This window comes from Nostoc sp. TCL240-02 (assembly GCF_013343235.1).
Taxonomy (GTDB): Bacteria; Cyanobacteriota; Cyanobacteriia; order Cyanobacteriales; family Nostocaceae; genus Nostoc.
The window spans coordinates 7147215-7165591 of the sequence record NZ_CP040094.1 but is presented as its reverse complement, the minus strand read 5'-3'; the positions used below and the strand labels follow the sequence as shown (position 1 = coordinate 7165591).

General features: G+C 41.3%; 16 protein-coding genes. 10 read left to right on the top strand and 6 right to left on the bottom strand.

Annotated elements, in window-relative coordinates:
- Positions 1-49: 49 nt before the first annotated feature.
- Both FBB35_RS30680 and FBB35_RS30675 read left to right on the top strand, forming a co-directional pair.
- Positions 50-1116 (top strand): ISKra4 family transposase gene (locus tag FBB35_RS30680; RefSeq protein WP_174708235.1). Its coding sequence is split into 2 segments (ribosomal slippage): positions 50-206 and positions 206-1116, totalling 1068 coding nucleotides; the frame shifts between segments, so codons are not numbered across the junction.
- Positions 1117-1142: 26 nt separating this feature from the next.
- Positions 1143-1619, top strand: a complete 477-nt coding sequence (locus tag FBB35_RS30675; protein ID WP_174713829.1) for a transposase — start codon at positions 1143-1145, stop codon at positions 1617-1619.
- Between the two features lie 92 nt (positions 1620-1711).
- On the opposite strand, the gene FBB35_RS30670 is transcribed toward FBB35_RS30675, so the two are convergent.
- Together FBB35_RS30670 and FBB35_RS30665 are read right to left on the bottom strand one after the other, a co-directional pair.
- Entirely contained in the window at positions 1712-2089 is a 378-nt protein-coding gene (locus FBB35_RS30670) for a hypothetical protein (RefSeq protein ID WP_174712768.1), read from the bottom strand.
- Between the two features lie 531 nt (positions 2090-2620).
- The gene (locus tag FBB35_RS30665; protein ID WP_174712767.1) at positions 2621-3685 is read right to left on the bottom strand and encodes an NAD(P)/FAD-dependent oxidoreductase; all 1065 of its coding nucleotides are present in this window, start codon (positions 3683-3685) and stop codon (positions 2621-2623) included.
- Between the two features lie 294 nt (positions 3686-3979).
- Here FBB35_RS30665 and FBB35_RS30660 point away from each other — a divergent pair, with 294 nt between their 5' ends.
- Positions 3980-4822: a hypothetical protein gene (locus FBB35_RS30660; protein ID WP_114082369.1), complete on the top strand. Its 843-nt coding sequence runs from the start codon at positions 3980-3982 to the stop codon at positions 4820-4822.
- Positions 4804-6132 carry an O-antigen ligase gene (locus FBB35_RS30655; RefSeq protein ID WP_174712766.1) on the top strand — a complete coding sequence of 443 codons (1329 nt, stop codon included), beginning with the start codon at positions 4804-4806 and terminating at the stop codon, positions 6130-6132. Before FBB35_RS30660 ends, FBB35_RS30655 begins: the two co-directional genes overlap by 19 nt.
- Before the next feature lie 362 nt (positions 6133-6494).
- Here the strand turns inward: FBB35_RS30655 and FBB35_RS30650 are convergent, their stop codons facing one another.
- The gene (locus tag FBB35_RS30650) at positions 6495-6704 is read right to left on the bottom strand and encodes a hypothetical protein (protein ID WP_174712765.1); all 210 of its coding nucleotides are present in this window, start codon (positions 6702-6704) and stop codon (positions 6495-6497) included.
- Positions 6705-6924: 220 nt separating this feature from the next.
- Between FBB35_RS30650 and FBB35_RS35615 the strand changes: the two genes are divergently transcribed.
- The 4 genes from FBB35_RS35615 (at position 6925) to FBB35_RS30635 (ending at position 10691) form a co-directional block, all read left to right on the top strand.
- Positions 6925-7059, top strand: coding sequence for a hypothetical protein (locus tag FBB35_RS35615; RefSeq protein WP_302480935.1), 135 nt, complete (start codon positions 6925-6927; stop codon positions 7057-7059).
- Positions 7060-7107: 48 nt separating this feature from the next.
- Positions 7108-7629 carry a Ycf51 family protein gene (locus FBB35_RS30645; RefSeq protein WP_174712764.1) on the top strand — a complete coding sequence of 174 codons (522 nt, stop codon included), beginning with the start codon at positions 7108-7110 and terminating at the stop codon, positions 7627-7629.
- 663 nt (positions 7630-8292) lie between these two features.
- On the top strand, positions 8293-9483 hold the full coding sequence (locus FBB35_RS30640) for an iron-containing alcohol dehydrogenase family protein (RefSeq protein ID WP_174712763.1): 1191 nt from the start codon (positions 8293-8295) through the stop codon (positions 9481-9483).
- On the top strand, positions 9480-10691 hold the full coding sequence (locus FBB35_RS30635; protein WP_174712762.1) for an aspartate aminotransferase: 1212 nt from the start codon (positions 9480-9482) through the stop codon (positions 10689-10691). The genes FBB35_RS30640 and FBB35_RS30635 overlap by 4 nt, the downstream gene beginning before the upstream one ends.
- Positions 10692-10994: 303 nt before the next feature.
- Here the strand turns inward: FBB35_RS30635 and FBB35_RS30630 are convergent, their stop codons facing one another.
- Positions 10995-14732: a PAS domain S-box protein gene (locus FBB35_RS30630; RefSeq protein ID WP_174712761.1), complete on the bottom strand. Its 3738-nt coding sequence runs from the start codon at positions 14730-14732 to the stop codon at positions 10995-10997.
- Between the two features lies 1 nt (position 14733).
- On the bottom strand, positions 14734-14988 hold the full coding sequence (locus FBB35_RS30625; RefSeq protein ID WP_174712760.1) for a DNA-binding transcriptional regulator: 255 nt from the start codon (positions 14986-14988) through the stop codon (positions 14734-14736).
- Between the two features lie 798 nt (positions 14989-15786).
- Between FBB35_RS30625 and FBB35_RS30620 the strand changes: the two genes are divergently transcribed.
- The gene (locus FBB35_RS30620; RefSeq protein ID WP_174712759.1) at positions 15787-16827 is read left to right on the top strand and encodes a 1-acyl-sn-glycerol-3-phosphate acyltransferase; all 1041 of its coding nucleotides are present in this window, start codon (positions 15787-15789) and stop codon (positions 16825-16827) included.
- A gap of 151 nt (positions 16828-16978) precedes the next feature.
- Here the strand turns inward: FBB35_RS30620 and FBB35_RS30615 are convergent, their stop codons facing one another.
- On the bottom strand, positions 16979-17440 hold the full coding sequence (locus FBB35_RS30615; RefSeq protein ID WP_174712758.1) for a GNAT family N-acetyltransferase: 462 nt from the start codon (positions 17438-17440) through the stop codon (positions 16979-16981).
- A 271-nt stretch (positions 17441-17711) separates the two neighbouring features.
- Here FBB35_RS30615 and FBB35_RS30610 point away from each other — a divergent pair, with 271 nt between their 5' ends.
- On the top strand, positions 17712-18218 hold the full coding sequence (locus FBB35_RS30610; protein ID WP_174712757.1) for a hypothetical protein: 507 nt from the start codon (positions 17712-17714) through the stop codon (positions 18216-18218).
- Positions 18219-18377: the final 159 nt, after the last annotated feature.

Here is an 18377-nt window from a genome sequence, read left to right as displayed (position 1 = left end):
GAAGACGAAAATCAGTCAGGATAGGTAAGACGAGTGTATTTACTTACCGATGACCCCAGAACAAAAGCAAGCTCTTCAAAAACATATTCAGGCGATTGCTAAAATATTGTATGAAGATACGTCAAAAGAAAAGCTCACAAATCTTGCAGCAATTGAAGAAGCAGTGCGGAGTCAAATGCAGAAGCATGTTATGCCAGAAGTAGGGGTTTTTTTATCGAAACGATTACAGGGACAACCGCAGGATACCAACGACGGCTCAAAAGCATTCTTGGAGAGTTAGCAATAACGAGCAAACAAGCCATTGAATTAGAAGTCGCACCAAGTACTCAACTGAGTCCATATCTAGAAACTTGTTGTTTGAGGGTAAGTGCGAATGTCAGCTATGAAGATGCGGCATCAGACATCAAGTATTTTACGGGCATAGAGGTTTCTCACAGCAGTCAACAGAGATTAGTGCATCGCCAGAATTTTGAGTTGCCAACACCAGAACAGACAATTGAAGAATTAAGCGTCGATGGTGGAAACATCCGTGTCCGAACTCCTAAAGGTCAAATATGTGCATGGCTTGGCTATAAAGCAATTAGCTTACATCATCTCGGAATCTTGGGAACTTCATTTCAGAATAATCAGATTGTGATTGATTGGGTTAATGACCAACCACTGGCTAGCCCACTCACTTGTATTGGTGATGGACATGACGGCATTTGGAATATAATTGACCAATTAGCACCTGATGCACAACGTCGAGAAATACTTGATTGGTTCCATTTAATAGAAAACCTCCACAAAGTTGGGGGTTCACAAAAACGCTTGAAACAAGCACAAAATCTACTATGGAAAGGCCAAGTTGAGGCTACTATTGCCTTATTTACAGATTGTAAAGGCAAACAAGTACAAAACTTTTGCCGTTATCTTGATAAGCATCGCAATCGCATTATCAACTACGAATATTATCAAGCTGAAGAAATTTGTTCAATTGGTTCAGGTTCAGTTGAATCTGCCGTTAAACAGGTTGACCGTCGAACAAAAATTTCCGGGGCACAATGGAAACGAGAAAATGTGCCTCAAGTCCTAGCCCATCGCTGTGCTTACCTCAATGGATTATTGTCAGTTTGAGCCACTTTAAAAAGTGAGATGCTCCCATAACGTTTCCGTTACTGTTCAAAATCTACAAATCTAAAAAACGGCTCAAACCGGATGATACCTACAAGACGAAGACTCAATTAGCAGCAGAAATAATTACGGAACTCCAAGAGATTGGATTGAAATTTGAGTTAGTGTTAGCAGATAGTCTCTATGGAGAGAGTGACACATTCCTGAGTGTATTGAATCAATATAAAACGCCATTTATCGTGGCGATTAGAAGTAATCATGCTGTCTGGATGCCTGCCAAAGAAAGGCTTAGATTCAATAAATGGAAAGAATTTAAACGAATTTTCACCAATGGTACTCGTGAAGAACGCTACATGAGAGAAATCATCTTTGGCAGGCGAAGAAATTGGAGATATTGGCAAATTACAACAGATATAACAAAGTTGCCCGAGAATTTTACTTGGTATGTAATGACTAACTACAACTATTTAAAAATCGGTATTTACAACTTGGTTTTCAATGGTTAATTCAGATTAAGAATGAGTTCATTGGTTTCGTTTTTTCTGATGCACAGTTTGAGGATTTATATTTTTCCTCTGCCTAGAGTGATTGAAGAGGGTTAACCAAACCAGTGAGAGGCTTCACAAGCTGGCTGAACTATTTCACAAACATGATCGTTAATCCAATCTGACTTTTCTTGAACGATTAAACAAATGCCTTGGTGAATCAAATTCTGTAGGTGGAGTTGCTGCTCTAAAGGTTTACGAGGCAATTTGTAATAAGCCAAGCTTCCTTGTTCAGCCTCCGCTAGGGAAATATGCCCCTCAGACATAGCGCCGTCAAAAGAGGGAAGACGGGTGAGGACGAAAGCAATTAGCTCTTGCCGTAAGTCAGGAATCGCAAAGGCTTTTTGATATGGATGGTATGGATATGTATCCAAAACGCTTTCAATCTCTCCTACTACTGATTGCTGTGTTAAATTAACTACCGTTTTCATAATTTTTAAACTCCTTTTTTAATCCAGTCAATGATTAGTGCAGAAAACAACTTTTTTAGATGACAACGTTGTTATGACAATCAGTTAGAAGTGATTCAACTGATAAATGCAATAGACCCTGAAACTAGCCTTTTATCTTGGTTGAATTTGAGACATTTGGATTTGCTCATTTTAGTTAAAGTTTATACTGGTTTACAGCATTACTTATTAAAAAAGCATCCAATCCACTGATAGTTTAGCGACATTTTATATTTATAATCTTAATTATTTCAAATTTCTGCCAAAAAGGCAGAAATCTACATAAAACGCAGCATTAAGGCTAGGGGATCAAGATTAACAGCAATAAAAATCTTGAATTAGGAACAAATTTTTAATGAAGTTAAGCTTTGTTGGTAATTTACATCACATTTTACGTTTGCTAAAAAGTTTGCTGTTTCATCTAAAAAACTTATTTGTTGCACATTGATTTAGTAAGTCAGACAAATAGCGACTCGTTAGAGCGCAAAATCAGTCTAGCGACTGATGAAATAATCAGACAAAAACGTTGAAAAAGTTCACATTGTCTAAAGGTAGATGATGCAACTGATGATTAATTTCATCCGCCGCAGCTAATCCAGAAAGCATCGCACCTTCCGCAAGATTGCCACCACACCAATCACCACAGCAAACTAAAGGTAAGGGAGTTCCGGCAGACAAAAAAGCTTCGTGCCAAGGATGACTAGGAAAGGCGTAACGCCAACGATGTACTTGCATCCATTCGGGAGTATTCAGCCAAGGAAGGGACAGAGATTCAGCTGCTCTTTGCAACATTAGCTTTCCAGCAGGTTCTAAATCTTGGGATTCTAGATGGCGTTGGGCAAAATCCGCGCTACTTTGCACTACAAAATGTGGTTGTTGAGGGTTAAGACGCTTGCTACTGTCTAAACCAATCCATGCTAAGTCAGCATCATCTACAAAAGTTAGAGCTTTCCACTGAGGGAGTGGTTGGGATGTGGGAGGATATCCAGCGATCGCACTAATCGAAGGATAAAATTGTACAGAACGCAAGCTATCAAGAAAGGCTGTATCTAATACACTTTCACCCAAAGGTTCTAACAGCATCACCGCTTGGGGTGCAGGAATAGCGACAACTACAGCTTTGGCAGTTAATTCTTCGTTACTAGATTCGAGAGTCAAACACCAACCCTTTTCAAGAGTTGGGGTAATAGCAATGACACGTTGATTCAGTAATATTTCTAAACTTGGAGCGAGAGATTTAGCGATCGCACTCATTCCCGCAGGTGCAACATATCGTGGACTGCGGTTTTTTGGTTCAAATAAAGGAGAATCTGCTGTGAGTTCGTAAACTTCCTCTGTCCAGACTTCGAGGATATGGCGCGATCGCAATATCTCCACAAAACGTCTAAATAATTCACCCTTTGGCTTCAGGTAACAAGCCCCATGATCGGCCCAAGTTCCATGCAAGCGGCGTGTAGCTAATCTTCCTCCCAAACCACGGGACTTGTCCACTACTATCACAGAATATCCAGCTTGACTTAATTGCTGGGCACAGACTAAACCGGCCATTCCGGCACCAATCACTACAATATCAGTCATGAGTTCATAGTCCTTTAAGAGAAGGCAGGAGGCAGGAGGAAATAAGTATGATTGATTACTTTAATTCTGAGTCATTACCCAGTTTAAAAAGAAGATACTGTCTATAACCTAAGTCCAATGCAGTTGCGCGTGGGTTACTCCTGCCTTCTATACGTAGGATTATATTAAATGAGATTGAGTTACTTCTGCCCCCTGGCCCCTGTTATTATCAAAGGACAAAATTACTACTAATGACTGCTGAAAGCTAATAGTAGAATAAGGTACAGAAAGCTGCACGGAAGGGAGGAAGGGAAATTGGATGAAATGAGGGCGGCGCTAGAGTTAGCGACCGAAGAAGAATTGCAAGATTTAACGGCAATTTTATTTAGTCGTAAGTTCAATCCCCTAGACTATGTACACACACCCGAACCCATCGAAGTGCAAAGCCAAGACCGCAAAGCTTGGTTAGATTCACTAGAGGGACGCTTTCGCTTTTTGGCGGCAGATGGGATGACGGTATTACGGGGACGCACAGGCCAGGTAACTTACCGACAAGCCTTAGTTCAAGTATGTAAATATCTAAAAATTCCCTATTCTCATCAGCTGCCAACTATTGATTTAGAAGCAGAAGTATTTTTGCATCTGCTAGGACAGGTATGGAAAAAATTACCTGAACAAGAAAAGCAAAAATTGACTCTCAGAGTGCAGCGTCACCTTGTGCAATCAGAACTAAAAGAACCGCTACCACTTTTATTGCAGCCTGACCCCTTGGGGTTGCTTTTCAAAGGCGGTGGTGCGATCGCAGTTACTTCACTTCTCCAGCCAATGGTACTTAAGCAAATTGCCCGTCAATTTGCCATCCACTTTGCTACTTATGAAGTAGCAAAACAAGCGGCGATTACAGGTACAGAAGCTGCTGCAACGCAATTTCAAAGCTATGTAGCTATGCAAATGGCGCAACGGGGTATGACGGTGAGTGCAGCTCGTTATGGGGCAGCTCGCACGATGTTTGCCGTGATTGGGCCAATGATGTGGACTTGGTTTTTTGCAGATTTAGGGTGGAGAGCGATCGCCACTAACTATGGTCGGATCATTCCTACTATTTTTGCCTTAGCTCAAATTCGCCTCACTCGTGAGGAATGTTGGGAGCCAGCTTGAACAAGGTTTCTTATTATTTCAAGTCTCGCTGGCGATCTTCTTGGAATTACTCTCTATGGGCATTGTTAATCTTCCCATTGAGTCCATTGTTGGGGGCTGTGACTATTGGGTTTGTCTCATTAATAACTTGGCTGAAACAATCCCACAAAATTAATCGCCGCCCCCTCAATTGGGGATTTGCCCTTTTGAGTCTGTTGCTGATCGTAAGTGCTGGATTTGCCGATGACAAAACAGCAGCTTTCCTTGGCTTATTTAATTTATTACCATTCTTTTTACTTTTTGTTGCCCATAGCGCTCTAATTCAAACATTTGTCCAATTGCGCCAAATGGCTTGGGTTTTAGCGATCGGTTCCATACCAGTGCTAATTCTTGGTTTGGGACAGTTATTTTTAGGCTGGAGTTTGAAATTAGAGATTTTGTGGGTTGTATTGAATTGGACGATCGCACCAGGAGGAAATCCGCCTGGTCGCATAGCCTCACTTTTCTTGCACGCTAACACCTTTGCCGCTTATCTAACAATAGTTTTCATCCTTAGCTTAGGGTTGTGGCTAGAACAATGGCGATTGTATCGAGGATTGGGTATTAGGAAGAATTCACTCCCCTTTATCTTCTTAACCGTTGCGGTGATTACAAATTTCATTACCTTGATTTTCACTAACTCACGCAATGGCTGGACGATCGCTATTTTTGCCTGTTTAGCTTATGCACTCTACCAAGGCTGGCGCATTCTTGTGGGTGGTGTCGCTGCGATCGTCTCTAGCGTGCTTTTGGCAGCTTTTGCTCCCTCCCCAGTCGCTCAAATTTTTCGCCGGGTAGTTCCTGCCTTCTTTTGGGCAAGGTTAAATGACGATATGTATCCAGATAGACCAGTCGCTTTAATGCGAAAAACTCAATGGGAGTTTGCCTGGTCTTTAGCCAAAGAACATCCTTGGACTGGTTGGGGATTACGCAGTTTTAGTGGACTCTACAAAGCGCAGACGCAGATTCCCTTGGGTCATCCCCATAACTTATTTTTGATGTTATCTGCTGAAACTGGTTTTCCTAGTACTTTTTTATTTTGTGGCTTACTTGGTTGGATTTTGATTACAGGTATCCAATTATTACGAAAGTCAAAATATATAAAAACAGAAGATAGATTGATATATTTTAGTTATCTTCTGGCCTTTGTGGGATGGGTTCTATTGAATACAGTAGATGTAACCCTCTTCGATTTCCGTTTGAATGTAATTTCATGGTTAGTTTTAGCTGCCATTTGTGGAGTATTACATCGTTATAACGAACAAGACAGGTTTACATCTGGTTCAAATTAATTAGTAAATGACAAACAGCAACTTACAATAGCCATCTGTTCATTTCAGTGTATGCACTGGAGACGTTTCGAGTTTAAAGTTAATAATATTACTATATTCACGTCTGTGAGTGTGACTAATACCTAATTAGTCACTGTTGCTGATTGTTGGGAAGGTGTAGGGACAACCCTTTGGGTTTTTCCTGCATGACGGGCATCTCTTGTAGATGCCCTTTTGTATATTTATTATTTTTATTCACTTAAGCACAAATAAAAAAAATATTCAATCTGACGGAATATCTGAAAAGATTTTAGCTTTAATCAAGGAATGTCAGACATGGTTACTGAAATTAAATTAGGTCTTTGCAACCCGCCAGAACCTATTTATTTGTATGTGAAAAGCGGAGAATTAAGCGGGGAATCTTGACGTTTTTCTTGGATGACTTGTTGTAGCTCATCTACTGAATTTAGACGTTTGCCATTAGACTGGACGTGTAATGCTAAAGCGTAAATTGCTTCGGCATCGCCACGATTTTGTAATATATAATCTCGCAATTGCTTGCGTGTCATTTCTCTAAAGTTAGGCTTATTCATAATCAACCTCTCCTTGTAGATTAATTACTACAACTGTTTCTTCACCTGCTATTACTACGATGTTATCTGTTGGCTCATCTAAGGTAACTAGGTAAATCGGGAGACACATTCGCGTTAGCTAAGTAAAGACTCTGTATAACTGTTTGAATTGTTCTGAGGTTGGCTCCATTTCACCACTAAACTTAGGCTAAACGCAAGTTTAAACTTTATTAAAACTACGATGTCTGACGACAAGCCGCAAATCTTGGAGATGCTTCGTGTAGCTTGCTTCGACCTAGAAGTACGCGTCTACGCACCCAATATTCTGATTGACATCAAGAACTATAATAACCCTTATGGTGTAAGCTCTCGGTAAAATGGGTATGTCGGTGACGAAAAAAAAGACGCATCCATAACCAACCTTATGCTCACAACAGCTAACTTTCTTCAGTACACCCAATGGTCAGGTATAGCTACCTTGGCATTCGCTGCCTTAGCAGTTTTGGCTTTTATTCTCAAATGGGGCATCCGCTTTCGGCTGGTGGGTACGACTGGCTTTATGCTGGTGCTGACAGGTGGTTTATTTGCACTGTCAATAGTCCCCTTGAGTCGGGCTGTGATTCCAGGAGCGACGAAGTACACTCTAGTTTATGACAATGGCTCAACACAAGCGGTTATTACTACATCGCCCCAAATTACACCTACGCAATTAGAAGCAACTTTACGTCAAGCAGCTAGTAATCTATTTTCTTATGGTCGTTCAAGTACACGGGAAGACGACAGGTTGACAGTTCGCGCCCGCGTTATTATCCACCCGGAAACAGGGGTTTCTGTACCAGTTTACTTGGGTGAGGCCAAGCGATCGCTAGTTTCTCATCAAAATTCCCCAGTCACAGTGGAAATTTACACAGACAAATTCGCCCAATTGCCAAAACCTAACGCTTAAGGGAATGGTGCAGAAGAGGCAGGGGAGCAGGGGGCAGGGGAGCCAATGAGGTAATAAATAATGCCCAATTCCCACCTGCCCTGAGCGGAGCCGAAGGGATGCCCAATGCCCCATGCCCAATGCTTGTTATCAGAATGACATAATTTATTTTGTATTTACCGATACATTAATAGTTATTATTAGATTAAGATATTCACACTTTAGTGATTTGACTGTGGAAAAAGATCAATCAGCGTGCGTGTAATGGATACTGACAGTTGTAATTTGTCAGATGTTATTCTAATTTTCCCTATTGACATTTTTACAACTTTTTGTATTAGTAAAAGGAACAGCGTGGGAGTATACATTTCTCTAACGCACCTATCCCTAGCTGGAATGACCATCATAATAAATGATTCAGTTCTCAATCACTTTTCTTGAGAATCTGAGAGTGGTAATGTTAACTAATCATACGGTTATTCAAAACTTTGATAGTTCAGAATTTCAGGCTAATGGACATCACAGATTCGAGCAACGTCATTAAATGGCTTAACCAGTTGGCGATTAGATCGGTTAAAACCTAGTTGAATCAGATACTAAGTTTGTAGCTATTTGGCAACAACCATCCCTCACTGTAAGTCTATTAGATTAAGAAATATCAAGGTTTTGGCAAACTAGATTATTATGTCTAATCAACTTTCTACTCAACCTTCTTTGTCTACTCAAACCTCTAGTTCATTATTTACGCTCACAGTTGCCCCGGCAAAAGTCATCCGTGGTTCTGGGGTATTGCAAGCAGCCGCAGCAGAGATTGCCTGTTTGGGAAGTCGTCCCTTGATTGTGGCAGGTGAATCTACTCTCGCCATCAGCCGAAAGAATTTGCAACCAGTTTTAGAAACGCAACAGTTACATCCTGTCCAAGCTTCTTATGGTGCAGATTGCTGCGAAGCTAGCCTGAAATCTTTACAGAAGAAGGTAAAAGAACATAAAGCTGATGTGATTATTGGTGTTGGTGGCGGCAAAGCCTTAGATACAGCGAAATTACTCGCGCAGCAAGTACAGTTACCAGTGGTGACGATTCCGACATCAGGGGCTACTTGTGCCGCTTGGAGTGCCTTGTCGAATGTTTATTCGGAAGATGGGGCGTTTCTCTACGATGTTGGGTTGTCTCGTTGTCCCGATTTACTGATACTCGATTATGACTTGATTAAAACTGCACCACAACGGACGTTAGTAGCTGGAATTGGTGATGCGATCGCTAAATGGTATGAAGCCTCTGTTAGCAGTGGACATTTGCAAGACACTTTAATTATTGCTGCGGTGCAACAAGCAAGAGTTTTGCGAGATATCCTCTTGCAAAAGTCAGCCGCCGCCTTGAAGGAACCAGGTAGTGAAGTTTGGCGAGAAGTCGTAGACGCAAGTGTTTTATTAGCTGGGGTAGTTGGAGGACTTGGAGGGGCGCAGTGTCGCACAGTTGCTGCCCATGCCGTGCATAATGGTTTAACTCATATTTCAGGACATGGCAGTATTCATGGCGAAAAAGTCGCTTTTGGAATTTTGGTGCAACTGCGTTTAGAAGAAATGCTACAAGGCAATCAACTAGCAGCATCAGCACGACAACAGTTATTAAAGTTCTACACAGAAATTGGACTACCCCAAAAATTAAGTGATTTGGGATTGGGCAATATTACATTAGGTGAGTTACAAACAGCCGCCGAAATTGCTCTAGTTCCTAATTCTGACATCCATCGACTACCATTTAAAGTCGCGCCAGAACAGTTGATGGCAGCAATGGTTTCCACCACTGCACCTATAGATAGTAAAGACATGAATCGAGTTTCGCCCAAGGGAATCAGTGACGAGGTTGAAGAATGAGTTTAAATTGGATTGTCCCAGCAGAACGCATACAAAAACTGCCACCTTATGTATTTGCCCGTTTAGATGAACTAAAAGCGAAAGCACGGGAACAAGGGTTAGATTTAATTGATTTGGGGATGGGAAACCCCGATGGTGCAACACCAGCACCAGTTGTTGAAGCGGCGATCGCAGCCTTGAAAGATCCCGCCAATCACGGTTATCCGCCCTTTGAAGGGACTGCTAGTTTTCGTCGTGCGATCACTAATTGGTATCATCGCCGTTATGGTGTGGTTCTTGATCCCGATAGCGAAGCTTTGCCATTGCTAGGTTCTAAAGAAGGATTAACCCATTTAGCGATCGCCTACGTTAACCCTGGCGATTTAGTTCTGGTTCCTTCCCCAGCTTATCCCGCCCATTTTCGTGGCCCGGCGATCGCAGGCGGCAAAATCCACAGTTTGATTCTTAAACCAGAGAATGACTGGTTAATTGATTTAGCTGCAATTCCTGACGAGGTTGCAAGACAAGCTAAAATTCTCTATTTCAATTATCCCAGCAATCCCACTGCTGCCACTGCACCCCGCGAATTTTTTGAAGAAATCGTTGCCTTTGCCCGCAAATATGAAATTTTGCTGGTGCATGATTTATGTTACGCCGAGTTAGCTTTTGATGGTTATCAACCCACTAGCTTGCTAGAAATTCCCGGCGCGAAAGATATTGGTGTAGAATTTCACACCTTATCTAAAACCTATAATATGGCTGGTTGGCGAGTTGGATTTGTAGTGGGGAATCGCCATGTAATTCAAGGTTTACGGACACTAAAAACTAACTTAGATTACGGTATTTTTTCCGCCTTGCAAAAAGCAGCCGAAACCGCCTTGCAACTGCCAGATGTCTATTTGCACGAGGTACAACAACGCTACCGTACCCGCCGTGATTTTCTCATTGATGGGTTAGGAGAGTTGGGTTGGGATATCCCCAGAACTAAGGCGACAATGTATCTTTGGGTGAAGTGTCCTGTGGGCATGGGTTCCACGGATTTTGCTTTGAATGTATTGCAGCAAACTGGTGTTGTTGTTACCCCAGGTAATGCTTTTGGGGTTGCGGGTGAGGGTTATGTAAGGATCAGTTTGATTGCAGATTGCGATCGCTTGGGTGAAGCTTTACACCGCTTTAAGCAAGCAGGCATTCGCTATCAACCTGAAGCTGTAGTCTCTGCTTCCCAATAAAGATAGCATTCCTAGTGAATAATAGCTGAAAGCCAATCTCAGCAGGATTGGCTGTTAAGAAAATAGATTTTCATTTCCAGCCATTCAAAATTTTCCCATAATCTTAAATAAGTCATATTTCCACTACATTAATGAACGCGTATGCTTCTTGAAAAATCGTGGGAATTTTTATGTGCATCGTAATAAAAAATAGTCCTGTTCAAGAGCGATATCTGACGACAAGTCGCTGCGCGTCTACGCACCTAAGCTATAGTTTCTAGTTCACAATAGAGTTAACATACCCTTATTAAGTGGTAAATTAGTTTACAGATTGCTACGACTATAAATCAGGTTTGCGATCGCACGAACTAATTTAGCTGGCTCTACAGGTTTGGTGATATGCTGCCCAAATCCGGCGGCGATTGCCTGTTGGTAGTCAGCCTCACCAGCATAAGCGGTAAGAGCGATCGCGGGAATTGTTCCTCCTTGTTCTGCTGACATCGCTCTGATTTGACGCATCAGCATATAGCCGTCTATTTCCGGCATTCCAATGTCGCTCAAGAGCAGATTTGGCTGGAACTGAGGCAAAGCTTGTAATGCTTCCGTAGCTGATGCAGCCTGGGTTACTACCGCGCCAGATTGTTCCAGAATAAAAGCAATTAAATCTCGCGTATCACGCTCATCATCCACAAGTAGAACTTTTACCCCATTTAGATTGGGTAAATTATCAGGCTGTCTATCAATCTGCTGGCTATCTGGATGAATCTTAATCATCGGTAGCATAACTGTAAAAGTTGCTCCCTGTTCTTCACCCAAACTTTCTGCCTTAACTGTGCCCCCGTGTAGCTCGACGATATGACGAACAATAGCTAATCCTAATCCCAATCCCCCGAATTTTCTGGTAGTTGCACCATCAGCTTGGCGGAAGTAGTCAAATACGAATGGTAAAAAATCTGGACTAATTCCCTTACCTGTATCACTGACTCGAAGTTGAACCTGAGAACCCACAGGCTGTAAACTAATATCTACCTCTCCACCTTGAGGCGTAAACTTAATCGCATTGGAAAGTAAATTCCAGATAACTTGCTGTAAGCGACCAGAATCACCAGTTACTAGTAATTTTGAATTACACCTTTGGGACGCTGGAAGTGCAACTTGAATTTGAGATTTGAGATTGTCAGCTTGGTTGTTAAAATCGATAGATTCTAAATTTATCTGAGAATTTTCTAATTTCAAATCTAAAACCGTAAATCGCAAATTGATAGATTTAGCTTGGGCGGCTAGACGTACAGTTTCTATTGCAGATGCGATCGCAGTTTCCAGATTTACAGGAGCAATATTCAAACTCAGTTTACCTTGTAAAATGCGAGAGACATCTAGTAAGTCTTCAATGAGTTGAGTCTGAAGTTTGGCATTACGCTCAATGGTTTCGAGAGCGCGAGTGGTGGTTGCTTCATCATACTTTTTAGTTTGCAGTAACTTTGACCATCCCAAAATCGGGTTTAGCGGCGTGCGAAGTTCGTGGGAAAGAACCGCCAAAAATTCATCTTTAATCCGGTTCGCTTGGATCAATTCTTCTTTGCGTCGCTGTAACGAAGTCATTAACTCGGCGCGTTCCAAGGCAACCGCTATCTGATCGGAGGTTGCTTGCAGTAGCGCAATCTCCCCAGAGGTAAAGTGAGTACGGGTGCGACTGGCAAAGGAAAGGACACCAAGCAGCTTTCCCTGAGCAATTAACGGTTGACCGGCATAGGCTGTGATTTCCAAAGACTTGAGGATGTGGGCATTTGGATGAGTAGAGTTCAGCACATTATTGACGACAATTTGACGGCGTTCTTGCGCTGTTAGTCCACACATCCCTTGATTAAATTCCAGGTATTCAATTGCTTGAAATACTTCATCAGTAATACCGTTCCAAGCTACTAATCGAAGTTTCTGCTGATTTTCGTGCGTCTCAATTAGATAGTGGAAGTAAAAATGCAAATCCATTTGCGCCGAGAGTTTACCAAACAAACTGTTCATTAAATCCAACGGACGCTCGGTTGAAAGCAAATCACTAGTGGTTTCAGAGAGCAGTTTAAGTCTTTCACTGCGCTCTTGCAAAGCAAGTTCTGCAAGCTGGCGTTCACGAAGGATGCGTTCGCGTTCGGTGATGTCAACTGCAACCCCTCCTACTAGACGTTGCCCTGTCGCATTTGCAATGGGAAATTGATATACCAAAAATTCCCCTAGAGTGCCATCTGTGCGTGGGGCAGACTCGATGGTTTCAACAACCTGATTCGTTTGGGCAACTATTCTAATGTTATCAAGGAGAGGTTGAGCGATTTGGGCTGGATATAGGTCAAAAATGTTTTTATTAATCGCTTTTTTGGCTGCTACATCAAATATGCTCAGATAAGTTGGACTGAGGTAAAGTATACGTCCGTCTGCATTGGTAATCCATGCTGCGGCGGGAATATTGTCCATAAAAGCTTGAAATTGCTCTTGACTCTGACTCAGCGCTTTTTTAGCTTGCTTGAGATCACTAATATCAAGAATAAATGCAACTGATTTCTGCCCAGATTCTCCTAAAAGAGAGTAGCCAACTACAACTGGGACAATAGAACCATCTTTGCGAATACATTCCTTCTCATAAGGTGTACAGGTTCCCTTTACTTTTGCTTCGGCAATAGCCAGTTCATCTAAATATTCATACTCAGGAGGCGTAATATTACTCCAACGCAATCTACCTGCCTGAATATCTGCTTGGGCATAGCCCACAATTCTCAAGAATTCGTCGTTGGCTTCAGTGATACTACCATTTACATCACCAAAGATAATGCCAACTATATTTGCTTTGACAAAACTCCTGAGTCGCTCTTCACTTTCTTGGACTGCTTTCTCTGCTTGCTTGCGTAAGCGAAGCTCGTCGTAGACATCGCTAATATCTGTAGTGCTGCCAACTATGCGGACTGGTTTTCCATCAGCATCGCGTTGCACCACTATTCCTTGATCCAGTACATAGACGTACTGGTTATCTTGTTTGCGAATTCGATACTCAGCAGTATAGCGATCGCTATTTGCCAAAGCAATGGCTGACTCCTCTTGTAAGCGCGGCAAATCCTCTGGATGGACAAGTTCACGCCACCAATTACCTGTTGGTTCAGCGATATCAAGGGAATAGCCCAAAATCCGGGTTAATCCATCGGTTCTTTCAACGGTATCCTGTTCTAAATTCCAGTCATAAATGAGACAGTTGACCGCAGATGCTGCTAACTGAAAACGCTCGTTAGCTAACCTCAGACGTTCTTCCTTTTCCCGCAATATTTGTTCGGCTTGTTTGCGTTCGCTCAAATCAACAACAAAGCCAATGACAGTTTCTTCGCTGTCTTCTACAAGGACAGAACCGAGCAAAACGGGAACTCTTGTGCCATCTTTGCAGATATATTCCTTCTCAAAAGGTTTACATACTCCAGTGGTTTTTACTTCTTCCACTGAACGCTCACTCAATAGAAGATATTCAGGTGGGGTAATCTCACGCCACTTTATTTGGTTAGCGGTTAAATTTTCTCGCGTATAGCCGACCATTTTCAGAAAAGCATCATTGGCTTCCATGATGGAGCCCTTCTTCATATCAGTGACGATAACTCCAATGATGTTGGATTCTGCCAGTCGGCTAAACCGCATTTCGCTATTTTGCAACAATTTCAGGCTTGTCTCTGCCTTGCGTCTAGCAGTTCGCAACTCTGAAGAGAGGGCGGTAATTAAGAAGGATACTAGTGAGAATGTGGTTAATTGTACTAAGACGTTCAGGCTGAGAAAATTGAACGAGTAGATTGGCTCGATTAAAAAATAGAGCGCAGTTATAACAGATAATGCGATCGCTAATACTCCAAGTCCCATGCCGCCGTACCAGGCGCTGATTGCCACGGCAGCATAAAATAATGTAAATACGCTCGGATCAAAGACTGGTAGTAATAGTTGCGTCGATAGTAGTGCCGCTATGACTGCGAGAATCATCACACCATAAGTTAGTAACCAAGAGCGCATCATCAAAATTTTTTCTGGTATTTTCAACATCATCTTAAGAGTCCTCCCATTGCTCCGCTTTTAGGAGATACTCGTTCAGTAGTCTTTTGCCTGATTCGCCCATCTTTTGTAACATTTCTTCAATCAGCTTTAGTGCCATCTGTGAAGGCACTGTAGATCCGTTCTCCCAGCGATTGACTGTTCGCAGAGAAACTCCTAACTTAGCTGCAAATTTTTCCTGAGAAAGATCCAGTTGCTGCCGAAGTTCACGGATTAAATCTGAAATTTTTAGTGGCTTTTTTAGTTCCATAATAGGAAGATTAGGACAAGTGTCTTGCCATCTGGCTCCAACTTGAGGAAGAATTTAAATAATCATTAGTTGTTATCAATTTCATCTTTTGGCGAAACACCAATATTATTTATTAGCCTTCATTGCTTGTTATTCACTGATTTAACTCCTCTGCCACAGTTCTAATGAATGTTCACTGTTGTAAGGTTGTGCGACCTAAGAAGCTAACTATAAAATAAATATTAAATTTTATTGCTGTGTAATGCCAAAATAGTATAATCATAAAGCAATTTGATAATTTTCAAGAATTACGCATTCCTACAAATTTATAGAACGTTAAATTGCTATGATTCATACATAACTTAGTTTTTCACATTATAAATATTCCTTGAGCGAAATAAGAGAATAAAGAAACGAACCGCATTAGCACAACGTCTCGCAGAGGGAAGACAGTTATAAAGGGTTTGTGCCTTAGTTCCGTGAATTTTTGAAAAATTGGGATGCTCCCAACATAATTGCTGCTTTCTTATCAGAAAAATAGGTCTAAAACCCTGTGCTTCCAGCACGGCTTTAAAGTAATGAGTAATGAGTAATGAGTAATGAGTGGATGAAAAACGGGTATCTACTCATTACTTATTACTCATTACTCCAGAATCACCGACCGTTCACGGCGGTGAGGATGTCAATCCAACAGGATAATTTTTCTAAACCTCTTGTCAGTAGTGTTTGAGATGCCCTTAACCTGAGTCAGATACCAATGGCAAAACTATAAAGCTATAATGCACTTTTAATCAAATGTTTGTCTGAACTTTAACCGTTTTGATTAATCAACACTCCCAAAACCTCCTCGATACTCAACTGGAAAATGCACCAGGTGAAGGCTATATATTTAGCTGGTTTGATTGGTTTTGTCTTTGGTACCCTCCAGGCTGGCTAATTTTATTTAACCGCCATTGGCAGCACTATCATACCGATACAGACGGTTGGAATTGGCCCGAATATGGATTATTTTTAATTCCTGGCGGATTTTATCTAGCGATGCTGATTCGCTGGTTGCGTCTTGGTTTCCGTTCACCCCGAAAAGAACTTGGTGAATTTGATCCCAAATATCAACAAGCTTTTCGCAAAGAAGTTCTTGGTCCCATCGTCAAATACTATTTTCGGGGAGAATTAAAACAAGTCGAAAACTTGCCGCAAACAGGGCCATTGATTGTGGCAATGAATCACGCAGGGATGAGTTTTCCTTGGGACTTTTTGACTTTGGGTTATTTATTAAGTGAAGCTAGAGGATGGGTGGTACAACCTGTAGCAAGTCCAGCATTATTTGATCATCCTTGGGTTATTTGGTGGCTACCACCCAGATGGTCGCAGGTTTTGGGTGGTGTGCGAGCCGAATTAGATGATTTTGAGGCAGCTATAGCCCAAAATAAAATTATTTTATATGCACCCGAAGGTATCCGCGGCCCTCTGAAAGGTTGGAAAAGACGCTATCAACTAGAAAAGTTTGATGTGAGTTTTGTTAAGTTGAGCGATCGCTATCATATTCCTATTCTCCCAGTAGTTTGCATTGGGAGTGAATTTTTACATCCTTGGGCTGTTAATTTGCAAAAATTGCAACGACTAGTCAAATTACCATTCTTACCTTTATCGCCTTTCATGTTTGTCTTAATTCTGTTTCCTTCAATGGGAATTTGGGCAATGAGAACTCGCTTGCGTTACTATATTCAACCTTTGGAACCAGCAGAATTACACAATTTAAACAAAGGGCGGACAGTAGCTTATCAGCAAGCACAACAATTACGAGAAAAACTGCAATTTAAAATTAATTCAGAAATTATTGATAGAGCAAGCCTATCTTAAGTAGTGGCATGGCAAGACTAACGCACTTCCACATAACAGACCATATAAAATTTTATTCTTAGTTATTGAGAGAATTTTAATACTCTCGGTGAATTTAAGTCAATCTTTTCAAAATAATTTACTTGTTTTAATAGAACCTATTTAGTAGTTATTAAATTGATTTTTCCATAATAAAATTTATCAGTTTTTGCCCTCTCCGTTCCACCTCTTGCTGTTTCACAACAATAAAATTCTGGCTTTCAAAAAACGGTTTAGCTGTAATACTAGCTTCTGTAAATAACCTTTCAATTCCTAAAGACTTTGCTTTGCATTCAAGCTGTTCTAAGATTTTTTTACCAATCCCTTTTCTTTGAAAATCTTTATGACAGTAAAAATGGTCAATATGTCCATTAGCCTCTAGTTCCCCAAAACCGATAATTTTACTATTTTCCTCTGCGACATAAGTAAACTTACTTCCTAAACCTTTAATCCAAAGGTCAATATCCATATTTGCTGGTGCCCAAGCATCTACTTGTTCTTGTGTGTAATCATGAATATTCACTTCATGAATAGTGTCGTAGAACAACTTCATAATTTCTTCGGTATCAGCTATTTGGTATATTCTTAATCTCATTTTTTCAAAAATAAAATATGAGTCCTATAGAAATATTATCAGCGCTGGCAAATCTTTTGCTTTTAGAAAATGTTTGGAAAGTTGAGCGTTGCTGATGATTCTTGTGGGGTGGGCAATCTTGCCCGCCCGGAAATACAAGGGACGCTCATGTTGCCCATCCTACAAAATAGTCAAAATTTCTCAGATTAAATCTCGTATAAAAATTATAGTACAAATATACTAATTTGCTGCTAAAATGCCTTAAAAGTCAGCTAGCCTTACTTGAGGTAGTATGAAAAAAATCTCAGACACGGATAAAAAGCCCATTTTGCTGAAAGTCTCGCTGTTACAGCCTACACCTGTAACTACTGCAATAGTTCCACTGCAACCCCAACAGGAAAAAATCATCAGTGAACGAGAGCGTTTGATAACACAAGTAGAGCGCATCAATCAGATGGCGGGAGAGTTGGAAGCCGCGATATTGGAGTTGAAAGCGATCGCTAACACACTGAATAGTCAAAAACGTTATCCACTCTTGAAGAAGGAGCTAGGTAAACAGATTTGTCAGTATTTCGCAATTAGCGTCCCTTGGGTAAAACAAAAACCTGACGAATCATTTATTTTGACAACGCGAAAAGTTGATTTATTCCGAGCCGAAAGGGAAGCTGCACTGCTAGCACAGCAACTTCGTCAGCAAACCAAAAAAAGATTAGCATCGCAGCGACACAGAAAAAACAAGAATGGGGCGGAGACTAACGCAAGACACTTGTGCAAAAAGGCATTAGTCAACAAATCTTAAAATTATCAACATTCAACGGCAGTTCACGCCTGGGGTTGTAACAGTTATGCTGATTGAAGTGGCAGAAGGAACTTCTTCGTTAAAATTGCTAGATACTACACTGCCATTGCTAATCGCCACCAACTATGGTTGCAATTAGGCAAAACTGCCCTAATATTT

What these genes read in the sequence shown, in the direction of transcription:
- FBB35_RS30670 (WP_174712768.1), bottom strand. Translation starts at nt 2,089, where the DNA reads ATGAAAACGGTAGTTAATTTAACACAGCAATCAGTAGTAGGAGAGATT.
- FBB35_RS30665 (WP_174712767.1), bottom strand. Translation starts at nt 3,685, where the DNA reads ATGACTGATATTGTAGTGATTGGTGCCGGAATGGCCGGTTTAGTCTGT.
- FBB35_RS30655 (WP_174712766.1), top strand. Translation starts at nt 4,804, where the DNA reads ATGTTGGGAGCCAGCTTGAACAAGGTTTCTTATTATTTCAAGTCTCGC.
- FBB35_RS30650 (WP_174712765.1), bottom strand. Translation starts at nt 6,704, where the DNA reads ATGAATAAGCCTAACTTTAGAGAAATGACACGCAAGCAATTGCGAGAT.
- FBB35_RS35615 (WP_302480935.1), top strand. Translation starts at nt 6,925, where the DNA reads ATGTCTGACGACAAGCCGCAAATCTTGGAGATGCTTCGTGTAGCTTGC.
- FBB35_RS30645 (WP_174712764.1), top strand. Translation starts at nt 7,108, where the DNA reads ATGCTCACAACAGCTAACTTTCTTCAGTACACCCAATGGTCAGGTATA.
- FBB35_RS30640 (WP_174712763.1), top strand. Translation starts at nt 8,293, where the DNA reads ATGTCTAATCAACTTTCTACTCAACCTTCTTTGTCTACTCAAACCTCT.
- FBB35_RS30635 (WP_174712762.1), top strand. Translation starts at nt 9,480, where the DNA reads ATGAGTTTAAATTGGATTGTCCCAGCAGAACGCATACAAAAACTGCCA.
- FBB35_RS30630 (WP_174712761.1), bottom strand. Translation starts at nt 14,732, where the DNA reads ATGATGTTGAAAATACCAGAAAAAATTTTGATGATGCGCTCTTGGTTA.
- FBB35_RS30625 (WP_174712760.1), bottom strand. Translation starts at nt 14,988, where the DNA reads ATGGAACTAAAAAAGCCACTAAAAATTTCAGATTTAATCCGTGAACTT.
- FBB35_RS30615 (WP_174712758.1), bottom strand. Translation starts at nt 17,440, where the DNA reads ATGAGATTAAGAATATACCAAATAGCTGATACCGAAGAAATTATGAAG.
- FBB35_RS30610 (WP_174712757.1), top strand. Translation starts at nt 17,712, where the DNA reads ATGAAAAAAATCTCAGACACGGATAAAAAGCCCATTTTGCTGAAAGTC.